The following is a 14,034-nucleotide window of genomic DNA, read 5'->3' on the forward strand; positions in this document are numbered from 1 at the left end:
GATTAGACGATCGGCCGTAGGCCAGGGGCGACAGCGTTGACCAGGCGTACCGAGCTGCCGCCGTCCGGATAGAACTCGGCGATCGACAGCGACGCCAGATCCAGGTGCAGGCGATACAGCAGCGACGGGCCGACATCGAGCGCCGCGCGCAGCGTCTCCTTGATCGGCGTCACATGCGACACCACCACCACCGTCTGCCCCGGGTGGGCGGCGAGCACGCGGTCGAGTGCGGCCCGCACTCGATCGCCGACGGCCGCGAAGCTTTCGCCGCCCGGCGGATCGACCGTCGCGTCCCGCAGCCAGTCCCGATGGACCTCGGGGAACTGTTCGGCGGCCTCACCGAACGTCAAGCCCTCCCACTGACCGAAGTCGGTTTCGATGAAGCCGTCGTCGACGTTCACGGGCAGGCCGATGGCCTCTCCGACCGCCGTCGCCGTGTCGAGCGCCCGCTGCAGCGGCGAGCTGACGACGGCCGCGATCTGCTCCCCACGCGCTGCGATCAGCTCGGCGGCCGCCGAGGCCTGCTCTCGACCCAGATCGGTGAGCTCGGGATTGCCCCGGCCGGAATACCGGCGCTCCACCGATAGCCGCGTCTGGCCATGCCGCAGGAGCAGCAGCCGCGTGGGCGCACCCACGGCTCCCGTCCAGCCGGGCGGCGAGGTCACGGCCCCGGACTCGCTCACAGGCCGGATTCCTTGGTGCGCACCAGGATTGCGCCGCATTCGTCACACCGCACGACCTCGTCCTCGGCGGCCGAGGCGATCGACGACAACTCGCTGCGGTCCAGCTCCATCCGGCAGGCGCCACAGCGACGCTGGCGCAGCAGCCCGGCGCCGACCTTGCCGGCCGACACCTGGCGGTCGTACACGGCGAGCAGGCCGGCGTCGATCTTGGCGGCCAAGGCGGCCCGCTTGTCCGTGGCGTCGACGAGGTCCTTGTCCGCCTGGTCGGCGGTGCGGCCGCGCCGCTCGGTGACCTCGGCGATCTGTCCTTCGACATGCGTGACCATCGCGCCGGCCCGCAGCTCGTCGGCGCTGACCGCCTCGGCCTGCTCCATCACCTCGAGCAATTCGTCTTCGAGCACACCCCGGCGGCGCGACAGGCTGCCCAGCTCATGTTGCAATTCGGTCAACGCCTTGGCCGGGAGATTGCCGTCGCGCAACAGCGCGCCGTCCTTTTCCTCGCGCTGGGTCATCGTGCCGATCTCGGCCTCCAGGCGGGTGGTCTCCCGCTTGACGTCCTCTGCGGCGATCTGCGCCTTGACCGCCTCATCGCGATGCGTCTGCAGCTGCTGCTCGAGCTGCGCGATCTCCGCGTCCTCCGGGAGGTGGGCGAGTCGATGCCGGATCCGCAACAGCTCGGCATCGACGCCGGCCAAGTCGAGCACCAGGAGTTGCATCTGCGGATCAGCCTTCACTACATCGCCTTCCAAGGGTGAGTGGGCTCGCCGAACACGGTCGCGGCGAACCCGGAGTCGATCAGAATACCCTGCGCCTGTGCGCACCAAGGGAATTCGGTTCCCCAGTGACCTGCATCGATGAACGCCGGACCACCCCGGCGCAGCGACTCGTCCACCGGATGGTGGCGAAGGTCACCGGTGAGATACACATCGACCCCGGCGGCCCGTGCCGCGTCGATCAGCGAATCGCCGGCGCCGCCGCACACGGCTACGGTTTCGACCGAGGCGTCCGGATCGCCGGCGACCCGGATCCCCCAGCTCTCGGTACGCAGCCGGGTGCTGACACGGGCAGCGAACTCGCGCAGCGACATCGGAGATTCCAGGCGACCGACGCGGCCGAGTCCGACGGTCCCGTCCTCAGACGCCAACTCGAGGACGTCGAATGCGGGTTCCTCATACGGATGCGCCAACCGCAGCGCGGCCAGCACCGCCGACCGGCGCCCACGCGGCGCCACCATGTCGATCCGCCGTTCCGGCACCCGATGCAGCGACCCCGGCTCGCCCAGGGTCGGCTGGGCATCGGCGCCGGGCAGGAACTGGCCGTGCCCGTCGGTCGACCAGGCGCAGCAGCTGTACCCGCCGATCGACCCAGCGCCGGCATCGAACATCGCCGCCGACACCCGATCGTCCACGCCCTGCATTGCCGCGCCGTCATCGATCGGCACCAGCACCGACCATTTGTCCATCGGTGCAACGGGTTTGGGGTCGAGCGGCCGCAGGTCGACCAGGCCGAGCGACCCGGCGAGCGCGTCGGACACCCCGGGATTGGCCGAATCGGCATTCGTGTGGGCCGTATAGAGGGCGCAGCCACCGCGGATCAGCCGATGAACGAGACGCCCCTTCGGCGTATGCGTACCGACCGTGTCCACGCCCCGCATCAGCAACGGATGATGCGCGACGACCAGCGTGGCGCCGCTGCCGAGTGCGGCGTCGACGACGGCCTCTGTCACATCGACGCAGACCAGCACCGACTCGACTGGGTCGTCCGGATCGCCGCACACCAGCCCGACCGAGTCCCACGACTCCGCCAGCCGCGGCGGGTACGCCGTCTCCAGCACCGCGATCGCATCCCGCACCGTGGCCACTCAGCACACCTCCTGCATCACCGAATGAACGGCATCGACCAGTTCGGCCACCGTATCCGCGTCACGCACCGCCAATCGCACGAACCGGCCATCCATGCCGACGAAGTTGTCACACCCGCGGATCGCGAATCCGCGCTGCCGCAGCGCTTCTTTGAACCCCGGTCCGTCGCCCACATCGACCAGCACGAACGGCGCCGACGACGCGCCGACCACCCGCAGCCCGGCAGCGCCGAGCGTCTCGACCATCGACTCCCGTTGGCGGGCAACTATTTTCGCTTCACGCTCCAGATACCGTCGACCGCGGTCGGACGCCGCCGCAGCCACCGCGGCCAGTTGAAGTGTGCCGAGCGGCCAGTGCGGCCGGCCGCCGCCCAGTTCACGCAGAACCGCCGGCGCGCCGAGCAGGTATCCGGCCCGCAGACCCGCGAGCCCGAACGACTTGGTGATGCTGCGCACCACCAGCACGTCCGGATATCGCCGCGCGGCAATCGATTCCGCCTCCCCGGGCACCAGATCCGCGAATGCCTCGTCCACGACGATGGTCCGGCCCGGACGCCGCAGCGCCTCGATCGATTCCCGCGGGTGCAGCACCCCCGTGGGATTGGTCGGGTTGCCCAGCACCACCAGATCCGCGGCCGCCGGCACCGCATCCGGGTCGAGTCGCCAGGGCTCGTCCAGCACCACCTGTGCGATCGGAACGCCCGCTGCTCGCAGCACCCGTTCCGGCTCGGTGAAGCTCGGCTGGATCAACGCCGCCAGGCGCGGGCGCAATCGCGGCAGCAGCGCGAACCCCTCCGCGGCACCGGCGAGCAGCAGCACCTCGTCCACCGGCCGACCATGGACAGCGGCCACCGCCGCGACTGCGCGATCGTGATCAGCAGCCGCGGGGTATCGCGCCAGATCGGCCACCCGGGCCGCCAACAGCTCGGCCATCCAGAGCGGTGTCGGACGTACGTTGACCGCGAAATCGACCAGGCCCGGCTCCGCATCGGCATCGCCATGGCGATGCAGGTCGCCGACACCGGCCGCGTTCAGGTCCACAATCACTCAGCCTACGGTGGTGGCCATGCTCTCCGATCCCGCCGACCCGGCGACCACGCTGCTATTCGACCTGGATGGCACCATCGCCGACTCGTTCGAGGGCATCGCGAACTCGTTCCGGTACTGCCTGCGGCAGGTGGGCGCCCCGAAGCCGCCCGATCACATCGTGGAGGCGATCGCCGGGCCGCCGATGCTCGAGACCCTGCGCTGCCTGCTGGACGAGGACGCCGCGCAGCAGGCATTTCGTGCGTATCGCTCACGGTATGTAGACGTCGGCTGGCGCGAGAACGTGATATTCGCCGGGATGGACGCCCTGGTCCGCGATCTGCACGCCCGCGGCCGCACCTTAGCGATCGCGACATCGAAGAACGAGAACAGCGCCCGCCTGATCCTGAAGCATTTCGGCATCGAGCAGTACTTCACGGTGATCGCCGGCGCCAGCGACGACATGACGCGGGCCGCCAAACATCAGGTGGTCGAGCATGCGATTGCGCAGGTCCCGGGCCCGTACGTGATGATCGGCGATCGCTCGCACGACGTCGAGGGCGCGGGGAAGTTCGACATTCCCACGGCATACGTGCGGTGGGGCTACGCGGTCGGCGACGAATCCGATGGCGCCCGGTGGACCCTGGACACGGTCGATGATCTGCGAGAATTGCTCGATGCCTGACCCCACCGGCCGGACCCTGCACATCTGCTTCGTATGCACCGGCAATATCTGTCGGTCGCCGATGGGTCAGAACATCTTCCGGCAGGCCATCGCCGACGCCGGCCTCGCCGACCGGGTGCGCGTGGATTCATGCGGCACCGGGCCGTGGCACATCGGTCAGCCGGCCGACCGACGCGCCCGCGCCGAGCTGGCGACCGCCGGCTACCCCACCGATCACGTAGCCGCGCAGGCCGGCCCGCAGCATCTGGACGCCGATCTACTGCTCGCGATGGACTGGGGACATCTGCGCCATCTCTCGATCATGGGCGCCGACGACGAGCGGGTGCGCCTTTTGCGAAGCTTCGATCCAGACGCAGGGCCCTATTTGGACATCGATGACCCGTACAACGGCGATCAGGACGACTTCGCACGGGTGCGCCGGGAGATCGAGGCAGCCGTGCCCGGGCTGCTCCGATGGACGGTCGATAAGCTGGACGAATGAAGTTGATCCGCGGATTCCTGCGACCACAGTGGCTGCTGCTGCTCGTGGTCGTGGTGGCGTTCGCGGGCGCCTGTTTCTGGATCCTGGCCCCCTGGCAACTGGGCAAGAACACCCGCACCAGCAAGCAGATCGACATGATCCAGCACTCCAGCAACCGCGCGCCGGTGCCGATCGACCAACTCGTGAACGGCACGTTCAACAAGGACACAGAATGGCGACCGGTCACCGTCACCGGCACGTTCCTGCCTGACAAGCAGTCCGTCGTGCGACTGCGTTCGGTCGAGGACAATCCTGCCTACGAGGTACTGACGCCGCTGGCGGCCAGCGACGGACACACCTACATGATCAACCGCGGCTTCGTGCGGCCCACCGAGGGCACGGCCCTGCCCGCGATCACTCCCCCGCCGACCGGCGAGGTCAGCATCGTCGGGCGGTTGCGACAACCCGAGGGCACCGCCCCCGGACGCGGCCCGCGCACCGAATCCGGAGTGCTGCAGGTGTATTCGATCGACCCGCCGCGCATCGGCGAGACGGTCGGCCTGACGATCCCGAACTTCTATGTCGAAGAAGTGGCGAATCAGCCCGGGGCGCTGGGCGAACTGCCACTGCCGCAGATCGATTCGGGACCGTACCTCTCCTACGGCCTGCAATGGATCGCGTTCGGCATCATGGCCCCACTCGGGTTGGGCTACTTCATCTGGTCCGAGGTCCGGCACCGGCGCCGACAGGCCGCCACCGGCACATCCGAGCCGCGAGAGCCCCTGCGCGCCAAGGCCAAGCAGGCCCGCGCCACGCTGACGGCGGAATCGACCGAAGGCCTCGGCGGCTCAGAGTCGATCGCCCGCATCGGCGACGGCGCCGACACGACGGGCTCGACGGAGAATGCGCAACGCAAGCTGGCCGACCGTTACGGCCGCTAGCGTCATCAACTGCACCCGCTGTGACAGCCGCACGGCATTGCGCAGATCGCCCACCGCGGGCGGGTCGCCCGCACCCAGGTACGGCCGCATCTCCACGCGATGCGGGTAGACGGTCTCGCCGCCCAGCCGCACCCCAAGCGCCCCCGCGAACGACGCCTCGACGACACCGGCATTCGGGCTCGGATGCCCCGCCGCGTCGCGTCGCCAGGCGACCCAGGCATTCGCGCCGCCGCCCGCGGCGATCACTGCCAGGCCGCTGAACCGGGCCGGCAGGTAGTTCAGCAGATCGTCCAATCGCGCACTGGCCCAACCGAACCGGGAATAGCGTTCATTGCGGTAGCCGACCATGGCATCCAGCGTGTTGGCCATGCGATAGCCGAGCAGGCCCGGCACGCCCAGCGCCGCACCCCACAGCAGCGGAGCCACCGCGGCATCCGAGGTGTTCTCGGCGATCGATTCGGTTGCCGCACGGATGATTCCGTCGGCATCCAGACTCTGCGGATCGCGCCCGCAGAGCGACGGAATCAGAGCGCGGGCCGCCTCGACATCCTCGGCCGACACCGCGTCGGCGACCCGCTCGCCCATCGCGATCAACGACGAACCGCCGAGCGCGGTCCACGTGGCCAGCGCGATCAGCGGAACCGAACGCGGTCGCAGGCACCCGATCCCGGCCGCGCCGCCGACCAATACCGCGGTGAACGCGGCGCCCCGCGCGCGCGAGTCTGCGTAACAACGTGATTCGAGCGCAGCCGCCGCGCGGCCCATGCCGGCCACCGGATGCCACCGCGCGGGGTCTCCCAGCAGCCGATCGGCCGCGTAGCCCAGTAGCAGGCCGGCAGCCGTGCTCGTCAGAATGCGCACCCGCTCACCGTACGATTACCGCAATGGGCAAGCGACACCGCCACGACCGGAACGACGGCGGCCGGACCGACGGGACGCCGACGATCGGTGGTCGGTTCGACATCGACACCGGCTTCTGCGAGCTGGTCCGCGACGACACCGGGTATTTGCTGAAGATCAACGGCGTCGAGAGCAGCCATATCCACGACGATCCGCAAGTACTCGAGTTCGAGTACATGCGCTGGTTCGCCGAGCTCATCGACGAGCGCATCCGGGACGACGAGTCGCTGCGTGCCCTGCATCTGGGCGGCGCGGCCTGCACCATGGCGCGCTATCTGGCGTCGGTCCATCCGCAGGCCCGACAGGTCGCCGTCGAGATCGACGGCGCGCTGGCCACCTACGTCCGCGACTGGTTCGATCTGCCACGCTCACCTTTTCTCCGCATCCGCGTCGGCGATGCGCGCGAGGTCGTCGAATCGCTGAGCGCCGACTCACGCGACGTCGTGCTGCGGGACGTATTCGACGGCATGTTCACCCCGTCCCGGATGACGACGGTTGAGTTCGTCGCCGCCGTCCGGCGCGTGCTCTCCCCCGACGGGCTGTATGTGATCAACTGCGGCGATGCCCCGGACCTCCGGGTCGCACGCAGCGAGGCCGCGACGATCGGCGACGCCTTCGAGAACCTGGCGATCATCGCCGATTCGGCCATGCTCAAGGGACGACGTCGCGGGAACGTGGTGATCGCCGGCAGCGACGCGCGCCTGGGCCAGTCCCCGCTGATCGCGCGCAATCTGCTGGGCGGCAGCACTCCCGCACAACTACTGCTGAACGACGAGGCCCGGGCCTTCGCGAAAGCCGCCTCACCAGGGCGTGACGCCGATCTGGCCGCGGCGGCCGCGCGACATCTCCGCGCGACCGAATAGTGCTTTTACTCACACTTGGAAATCAATTTAATATTTCTTTAATAATTGCCCCGTACTTTTCGATGGTATGCCCCGTACCAGCACGTTCACTGACCTTGACCGATTCAAAGCGATAGCCAGATACGACTTGCCCGCCTCCCTGGTGGTGTTCCTGGTGGCGCTGCCGCTGTCACTGGGAATCGCGATCGCCTCCGGTGCCCCCGTCATGGCGGGCCTGATTGCCGCCGTCGTCGGCGGCATCGTCGCCGGCGCCATCGGCGGCTCGCCGCTCCAGGTCAGCGGCCCCGCGGCCGGGCTGACCGTGGTCGTCGCCGAACTCGTGAACTCGGTCGGCTGGAAGGTCACTTGCCTGATCACCGTCGGCGCGGGACTCCTGCAGATCCTCTTCGGCCTCAGCCGCATCGCGCAGTCCGCGCTGGCGATCGCGCCCGTGGTGGTGCATGCGATGCTCGCCGGCATCGGCGTCACGATCGCGCTGCAGCAGGTGCACGTCCTGCTCGGCGGCACGTCCGCGAGTTCGGCGATCGAGAACATCAAGGAACTGCCCGACCAGCTGACCCGGATCCACGGTCCGGACGTACTGGTAGGAGGCATCGTGATCGGCATCCTGCTGGTCTGGCAGTTCGTGCTGCCGAGGCTCACCTCCCACCGGTGGGCGACGCGCGTGCGGACCATCCCCGGGCCCCTGGTCGCGATCGTGGCGGCGACGGCCGTCACCATGCTGTTCTCGCTGAACGCCGAGCGAATCTCGTTGACCGGCAACTTCTTCGACGCCATTGCGCTACCCGAGCTGCCGAGCGGCAACTGGGGTGCGGTGGCGATGGGCATCCTCACCATCGCGCTGATCGCCAGTGTCGAGTCGCTGCTGTCGGCGGTCGCCGTCGACAAGATGCACACCGGTCCGCGAACCAACTTCGACCGCGAGATGATCGGTCAGGGCGCCGCCAACACCGTGTCGGGCATGCTCGGCGGGCTGCCGGTCACCGGCGTCATCGTGCGGTCGTCCACCAATGTCGCGGCCGGCGCGCGGACGCGGGCGTCATCGATCCTGCACGGCGTGTGGGTGCTGCTGTTCGCGGTCGTCCTGACCGCCGCCGTCGAGCAGATCCCGAAGGCCGCGCTGGCCGGTCTGCTGGTGGTCATCGGCATTCAGCTGGTCAAGCTCGCGCATATGCGGCTGGCCCGCACGACCGGCGACCTCGCCGTCTACGTCGTGACCCTGGTCGCGGTCGTCTTCCTGAACCTTCTCGAGGGCGTGGCGATCGGACTGACCCTGGCCATCGCGATCGTCGTGTGGCGGGTGGTGCGAGCCGAGATGCGCGTCGAGCCGTTCGGCACCGAGGGCTCGCGCCAGTGGCGCGTCGCCATCCACGGATCGCTGAGCTTCCTGTCGCTGCCCCGGCTGAACAAGACCCTCACCGCGGTGCCGGCCGGCGCACACGTGACGATGTCGCTGGACACCGACTTCCTCGACCATGCCGCCTCGGAGATGATCGAGAGCTGGAAGTGGGCGCATGAGGCGTCGGGCGGATCGGTGCACATCGAAGAGACCGGGCGCGCCCGGCTCGAGCATGCGCCGGCGGCGCCACCCAAGCGGCACACTCAGCGGTCGTCGTCGCTCACCCCCTGGCGGGCCAAGTCATGGCAGGCCGATTCCTGGCAGCAGGGCGATCCACAGCCGCTCAGCACGGCGGTCGACCACTACCACCAGAACATCGCCGACGACCTGCGCCCGCATCTGGAATCGCTGACCACCTCGCAGAATCCGCATTCGCTCTTCCTGACCTGCGCCGACTCGCGGATCGTGCCCAACGTGATCACGGCGAGCGGTCCCGGCGACCTGTTCACCGTGCGCAACGTCGGCAATCTGGTGCCCGACGCGACCCACCCGGACACGTCCGTCGATGCCTCACTGCAGTTCGCCGTCGAGGAGCTTCGCGTGAGTTCGGTTGTGGTGTGCGGGCATTCGTCCTGCGGGGCGATGAACGCGCTGCTGCAGGCACCCGACGGCGGGCTGGACGACTCCGCGCTGAGCGGCTGGCTGGCGCATGGCGAGCCGAGCTTGCATGCCTACCACTCGGGTCACCCGGCCCGTCGCAGCGCATCTGCAGCCGGCTATGGCGACGCCGATCAACTGGCGATCGTCAACGTGGCGCTGCAGGTCGAGAAGCTGCAGCAGCATCCGCTCGTCGCACCGGCCGTGGCCGACGGCCGGATCCGGGTCTCCGGGATGTTCTTCGACATCGCGTCGGCACGGGTCATCGAGGTCACCGCGGCCGGCATCGAGACGGGAGCGGCCACGCAGGTCTAGCCGTCGGCGGCTTCCCGCGCGCCCTTGCCCGCCAACGCATCCGCGCGCTCGTTGCCCTCGTTACCGGCGTGGCCCTTGACCCACTGCCAGTCGATATCGTGTTGTCCGGCGAGCTCGTCCAGCTGCTCCCAGAGATCCTGGTTCTTCACCGGGGCCTTGGCGGCGGTGCGCCAACCATTGGCCTTCCAGCCGGCCACCCACTTGGTGACACCGTTGCGGACGTAGCTGCTGTCGGTATAGATACGAACCGGCACAGGACGTTTGAGTATCTTGAGCGCCTCGATCGCGGCGGTGAGCTCCATCCGGTTGTTGGTGGTGTTCTTCTCGCCGCCGTAGATCTCGGTCTCCTTGGCGGGGTGCATCAGCACCGCGCCCCAGCCGCCCGGGCCCGGGTTTCCCAGGCAGGCGCCGTCGGTGTAGATCTCGACTTCAGGAGCTGCGTCAGACACGCGAGAACCTTATCGCCCGAGCCGCACTCGGCGGCTCGGGCCTCCGGCGAGCGCGTCAGCCGATGGGCGGGCCGGCCTTGAGCTGGGACAGCACCTTCTCGATGTAGTCCTCGGTCGCGTTGGCATCGTCAACCACAGGTTGACGGGTGACTCGGGAACAGGCAGACGAGCGGTCCGGTTACTCCCAACATGGCCGACAACGATGCTGCGCATGCCCTGCTCGCCGAGTCCCGCATCGGGATTCTCGCCACCCTGCTCGCGGACGGCCGTCCGCACCTGTCACCGGTGACGCCGTACTACGACCGCGACGCCGGCAAGATCTACGTCTCGATGCGCGAGGGCCTCGTGAAAACCCGGAACCTGCGGCGGGATCCGCGAGTGTCCATCGAGGCGACCCGCACCGACGGTTGGGCCTGGGCCACCGCCGAAGGCACGGCCGAACTGGTCGGGCCCGGCGACAGCATCGACAGTGCCCCGGTGAACGCGCTCGTCGACTATTACCGCGCCGCAGCCGGTGAGCATCCCGACTGGGACGAGTACCGCGAAGCGATGGTCAACGACCGCCGCGTGCTCATGGTGATGTCCGTCGACCGCGTCTATGGACAGACATTGCGTTGAGCGCCAGCGCCACTGGCGCTATTTCTTCACGTCGGTTCGGGTGCCTTGGCCCTTGATCGCCATGTACGCGAGGATCAGTCCGGCGGCAACCGCGATGCCGACGATGAAGGGGATCCACCGGAAGCCGCCGTTGCCCTCGTAGCCAAGGGCGTAGCAGATCCACGATCCGATGATCGAGCCCGCCGCGCCGAGCAGCATCGTCCACAGGAACCCGATCTTCTGCTTGCCGGGTAGTGCGAGTCGAGCCAGCGCGCCAATGAAGATGCCGCCGATCAGTGCGCCGATGATGGTGCCGATCATGATCACTCCCTAGTTGTTAGGTTGACCCAGTTAGGTTGACCCGCCTTTGCAGGATGGTCACACCGTAGCGTCGGTTTTGTCGGCAGAAAGCGGATTGCGGTCCGTGCTCGGCGGATGTCGCCGAATCACCGCCGCAATGACCATTCCGATCGTCAAGACTTGCAGAATTGCGCCACCGATCAATGGTGCGCGCGGACCGAAAGCCTGTGCCAGCCATCCCATCAGCGGCGAACCGATCGGGGTGCCGCCCATCAGCACCATGAAGTAGAGCGCCATCACGCGGCCCCGCATCTGCGGTTCACAGTTGGTCTGCACGAACATGTTGGTCGATGTCATCGTCGTCAGCGCGACCACTCCGACCAGCGGCAGGCTGATCGCATAGCTGAGGTAGTTGGGCATCAGGCCGCTGATCGCCAGCATGACCGCGAAAAGCACTGCCGCACCGACCACGAACCGCAGGCGGGGCGCCTTCTCGCGACGCGCCGCATACAGCGCACCGACGACCGACCCGATCGCCATGATCGATCCCAGTACGCCATATGACTCGGCGCCCATGTGAAACGCCTGGCGCACCATCACCGCATTGGTCAGCTGGAAGTTGAGGGCGAACGTGCCGACCGCGAAGCCAACGCCCAACGCGACGACCAGATCCGGCCGCGACGCCACATAGCGGAAACCCTCGCGCAGTTGCCCTTTCGCACGCGGCACCGGTGTCGGCGTATCCAATTCACGACGGTCCAGCATCGCCAACGCGCCGAGCATGGCGAGATAGCTGACCGCATTCGTCAGGATCGCCCAGCCGCTGCCCCAGGCCGCGATGATCAGACCGGCAACGCCCGGCCCGATCAGCCGGGCCGCGTTGAACGAGGTCGAGTTCAATCCGATTGCGTTGGTGAGCAATTCCCGGGTGGCGACCTCGGAGACGAAGGACTGCCGGGCCGGCACGTCGAGCGCAGAGCCGATGCCGAACACGAATGCGGCCACGTAGACGTGCCAGGTCTGTGCCACCCCGGTCACCGTCAGCAGCCCGAGCGCCAACGCCGACAAGGCCATCCAGAGCTGAGTGACGCAGAGCAGCAACCGCTTGTCGAGCCGATCGGCGAGCAATCCGCCGAACGGTCCGAGCAGCAGCGAGGGCAGGAATTGCAGAGCGGTGGTCACGCCCACCGCTACGGCCGAGCCGTGCGACAGCTCGAGAACGAGCCAGTCCTGGGCCACCCGCTGAATCCAGGTACCGATGTTCGAGAGGAAAGCGCCGAAGAAGTAGATGCGGTAATTACGTATGGCCAGCGACGCGAACATCCTGCTCTGGGGAAGTCGCACCGACACCAACCCTCCGCTGACAGTTAATTAGATTCTTACAACTAACCATCACTGTACTCCTGCTGACCAGCAGGTTTGGAGAGGTCGCAGGTCAGATGACTCCGAGGGCGAGCATGGCGTCCGCAACTCGGATAAACCCGGCGACGTTGGCGCCGAACTGATAGTCCCCCGGCGACCCGTACTCGTCGGCGGCTTCCAGACAACGATCGTGGATGCCGCGCATGATGTTGCCTAACCGCTCCTCGGTGTACTCGAACGACCACGAGTCGCGCGAGGCGTTCTGCTGCATCTCCAACGCACTGGTCGCGACGCCGCCCGCGTTGGCCGCCTTGCCCGGCGCGAACAGCACGCCGGCACCGGAGAAGACCTTGGTCGCCTCGGGCGTGCACGGCATGTTGGCACCCTCGGCCACGACCTGGCAGCCGCCCTTGACGAGAGCGAGGGCGCCCTCCTCGGTGAGTTCGTTCTGCGTCGCACACGGCAGCGCGACGTCGGCCGGGACGTCCCAGATCGTGCCGTCCGCCACGAACGAGGCGTCCCCGCCCCGCAAGTCCGCGTACTCGCTGATCCGGCCGCGCCGAACCTCTTTGACCTGCTTGAGCAGATTAAGGTCGATACCCTTCTCATCGACCGCGTATCCGGCGGAGTCCGAGCAGGCGACCACGGTGCCGCCGAGCTCGTGCACCTTCTCGATGGCATAGATCGCGACGTTGCCCGATCCCGACACCGTGACGCGCTTGCCGTCGAGCGACTCGCCCCTGGCCCGCAGCATCTCGTCGACGAAGTAGACGGTCCCGTAGCCGGTGGCCTCGGTGCGCACCCGGGAACCGCCCCAGGACAGGCCCTTGCCAGTGAGCACACCGGATTCGTATCGGTTGGTGATGCGCTTGTACTGGCCGAACAGGTAGCCGATCTCGCGGCCGCCGACGCCGATGTCGCCGGCCGGCACGTCGGTGTATTCGCCGATATGGCGATAGAGCTCGGTCATCAACGACTGGCAGAACCGCATGATCTCGCCGTCCGAGCGGCCCTTCGGATCGAAGTCGGAGCCGCCCTTGCCGCCGCCGATCGGCAGGCCGGTGAGCGCGTTCTTGAAGATCTGCTCGAACCCGAGGAACTTGATGATGCCCAGGTAGACGCTCGGGTGAAAGCGCAGTCCGCCCTTGTACGGCCCGAGCGCCGAGTTGAACTCGACGCGGAAGGCGCGGTTGATGTGGATCCGGCCGTTGTCGTCGGTCCACGGTACCCGGAAGATGATCTGCCGCTCCGGCTCGCACAGACGCGAGATCACCGCGGCGTCGGCGTAGTGCGGGTGTTTGGCCACGACCGTGCCGAGGCTGCTGAACACCTCGGCCACCGCCTGATGGAACTCGGCTTCACCCGGGTTCCGCCGCAGCACCTCGTCGTATTGCTCCTGCAAATGGATGTCCATCGCGCCACCTCCGCATCCTCGGACCGCCCCGAAGGGCAGGCTATATGCCGGTATTGCGGCAATCCGCGGCGGGTCACCGGGGGTCTTGTGAGCGGTCTGATCGCGCGGGCGGCGACCGGCACTTCCCGAGGCGGTTGCGTTGTGCGAACATGCGGTGTCGGTTTTCAGTCTCGGCCCGGGTC

14 protein-coding genes and 1 pseudogene are annotated in these 14,034 nt (G+C 67.8%); 6 read left to right on the forward strand and 9 right to left on the reverse strand.

Annotated elements, in window-relative coordinates; translation table 11 throughout:
- Positions 1-2: 2 nt before the first annotated feature.
- From G341_RS0115635 to cobC, 4 genes and pseudogenes are all read right to left on the reverse strand, one after another.
- Positions 3-656, reverse strand: a pseudogene (locus tag G341_RS0115635) (histidine phosphatase family protein); the annotation flags it as partial.
- 23 nt (positions 657-679) lie between these two features.
- Positions 680-1,417, reverse strand: a complete 738-nt coding sequence (locus G341_RS0115640) for a zinc ribbon domain-containing protein (RefSeq protein ID WP_018180104.1) — start codon at positions 1,415-1,417, stop codon at positions 680-682.
- Complete coding sequence (locus G341_RS0115645) at positions 1,417-2,544, reverse strand: Nif3-like dinuclear metal center hexameric protein (RefSeq protein WP_018180105.1); 1,128 nt, start codon at positions 2,542-2,544, stop codon at positions 1,417-1,419. Before G341_RS0115645 ends, G341_RS0115640 begins: the two co-directional genes overlap by 1 nt.
- Positions 2,545-3,585 (reverse strand): Rv2231c family histidinol phosphate aminotransferase CobC, encoded by a 1,041-nt coding sequence (gene cobC, locus G341_RS0115650; RefSeq protein ID WP_018180106.1) that lies wholly within the window; start codon positions 3,583-3,585, stop codon positions 2,545-2,547.
- Between the two features lie 25 nt (positions 3,586-3,610).
- Here cobC and G341_RS0115655 point away from each other — a divergent pair, with 25 nt between their 5' ends.
- Genes G341_RS0115655 through G341_RS0115665 form a run of 3 tightly spaced genes read left to right on the forward strand, consistent with a single transcriptional unit; the run spans position 3,611 to position 5,656 of the window.
- Positions 3,611-4,255 carry an HAD hydrolase-like protein gene (locus G341_RS0115655; RefSeq protein WP_043451747.1) on the forward strand — a complete coding sequence of 215 codons (645 nt, stop codon included), beginning with the start codon at positions 3,611-3,613 and terminating at the stop codon, positions 4,253-4,255.
- Positions 4,248-4,736, forward strand: a complete 489-nt coding sequence (locus G341_RS0115660; RefSeq protein ID WP_018180108.1) for a low molecular weight protein-tyrosine-phosphatase — start codon at positions 4,248-4,250, stop codon at positions 4,734-4,736. Before G341_RS0115655 ends, G341_RS0115660 begins: the two co-directional genes overlap by 8 nt.
- The gene (locus tag G341_RS0115665; RefSeq protein WP_018180109.1) at positions 4,733-5,656 is read left to right on the forward strand and encodes an SURF1 family cytochrome oxidase biogenesis protein; all 924 of its coding nucleotides are present in this window, start codon (positions 4,733-4,735) and stop codon (positions 5,654-5,656) included. The genes G341_RS0115660 and G341_RS0115665 overlap by 4 nt, the downstream gene beginning before the upstream one ends.
- Here the strand turns inward: G341_RS0115665 and G341_RS0115670 are convergent.
- Entirely contained in the window at positions 5,564-6,517 is a 954-nt protein-coding gene (locus G341_RS0115670) for a cobalamin biosynthesis protein (protein WP_018180110.1), read from the reverse strand. The two genes, G341_RS0115665 and G341_RS0115670, sit on opposite strands and share 93 nt — an antisense overlap.
- Positions 6,518-6,540: 23 nt before the next feature.
- On the opposite strand from G341_RS0115670, the gene G341_RS0115675 reads away from it, so the two are divergent.
- Together G341_RS0115675 and G341_RS0115680 are read left to right on the forward strand one after the other, a co-directional pair.
- The gene (locus G341_RS0115675) at positions 6,541-7,419 is read left to right on the forward strand and encodes a spermidine synthase (protein ID WP_018180111.1); all 879 of its coding nucleotides are present in this window, start codon (positions 6,541-6,543) and stop codon (positions 7,417-7,419) included.
- Between the two features lie 67 nt (positions 7,420-7,486).
- Positions 7,487-9,730: a SulP family inorganic anion transporter gene (locus tag G341_RS0115680; RefSeq protein ID WP_026303746.1), complete on the forward strand. Its 2,244-nt coding sequence runs from the start codon at positions 7,487-7,489 to the stop codon at positions 9,728-9,730.
- On the opposite strand, the gene rnhA is transcribed toward G341_RS0115680, so the two are convergent.
- A complete protein-coding gene (gene rnhA, locus G341_RS0115685; protein ID WP_018180113.1) occupies positions 9,727-10,179 on the reverse strand; it encodes a ribonuclease HI in 453 nt (150 codons plus the stop codon). The two genes, G341_RS0115680 and rnhA, sit on opposite strands and share 4 nt — an antisense overlap.
- A gap of 189 nt (positions 10,180-10,368) precedes the next feature.
- On the opposite strand from rnhA, the gene G341_RS0115695 reads away from it, so the two are divergent.
- Positions 10,369-10,797: a PPOX class F420-dependent oxidoreductase gene (locus G341_RS0115695; RefSeq protein ID WP_018180114.1), complete on the forward strand. Its 429-nt coding sequence runs from the start codon at positions 10,369-10,371 to the stop codon at positions 10,795-10,797.
- An 18-nt stretch (positions 10,798-10,815) separates the two neighbouring features.
- Here the strand turns inward: G341_RS0115695 and G341_RS0115700 are convergent, their stop codons facing one another.
- The 3 genes from G341_RS0115700 to gdhA form a co-directional block, all read right to left on the reverse strand.
- Positions 10,816-11,097 carry a GlsB/YeaQ/YmgE family stress response membrane protein gene (locus tag G341_RS0115700; protein WP_043451752.1) on the reverse strand — a complete coding sequence of 94 codons (282 nt, stop codon included), beginning with the start codon at positions 11,095-11,097 and terminating at the stop codon, positions 10,816-10,818.
- Positions 11,098-11,154: 57 nt separating this feature from the next.
- Positions 11,155-12,399, reverse strand: coding sequence for an MFS transporter (locus G341_RS0115705; RefSeq protein ID WP_018180116.1), 1,245 nt, complete (start codon positions 12,397-12,399; stop codon positions 11,155-11,157).
- Positions 12,400-12,511: 112 nt separating this feature from the next.
- Complete coding sequence (gdhA, locus tag G341_RS0115710) at positions 12,512-13,852, reverse strand: NADP-specific glutamate dehydrogenase (RefSeq protein WP_018180117.1); 1,341 nt, start codon at positions 13,850-13,852, stop codon at positions 12,512-12,514.
- Positions 13,853-14,034 lie beyond the last annotated feature (182 nt).

Source organism: Jongsikchunia kroppenstedtii DSM 45133 (assembly GCF_000380485.1).
Classification (GTDB): Bacteria; Actinomycetota; Actinomycetes; order Mycobacteriales; family Mycobacteriaceae; genus Jongsikchunia; species Jongsikchunia kroppenstedtii.

Bases quoted from the DNA above. Each gene is read 5' to 3' on its own strand.
- G341_RS0115665 (WP_018180109.1), top strand. From the start codon at position 4,733: ATGAAGTTGATCCGCGGATTCCTGCGACCACAGTGGCTGCTGCTGCTC.
- G341_RS0115695 (WP_018180114.1), top strand. From the start codon at position 10,369: ATGGCCGACAACGATGCTGCGCATGCCCTGCTCGCCGAGTCCCGCATC.
- gdhA (WP_018180117.1), bottom strand. From the start codon at position 13,852: ATGGACATCCATTTGCAGGAGCAATACGACGAGGTGCTGCGGCGGAAC.
- G341_RS0115675 (WP_018180111.1), top strand. From the start codon at position 6,541: ATGGGCAAGCGACACCGCCACGACCGGAACGACGGCGGCCGGACCGAC.
- G341_RS0115660 (WP_018180108.1), top strand. From the start codon at position 4,248: ATGCCTGACCCCACCGGCCGGACCCTGCACATCTGCTTCGTATGCACC.
- G341_RS0115680 (WP_026303746.1), top strand. From the start codon at position 7,487: ATGCCCCGTACCAGCACGTTCACTGACCTTGACCGATTCAAAGCGATA.
- G341_RS0115655 (WP_043451747.1), top strand. From the start codon at position 3,611: ATGCTCTCCGATCCCGCCGACCCGGCGACCACGCTGCTATTCGACCTG.
- G341_RS0115700 (WP_043451752.1), bottom strand. From the start codon at position 11,097: ATGATCGGCACCATCATCGGCGCACTGATCGGCGGCATCTTCATTGGC.
- G341_RS0115705 (WP_018180116.1), bottom strand. From the start codon at position 12,399: ATGTTCGCGTCGCTGGCCATACGTAATTACCGCATCTACTTCTTCGGC.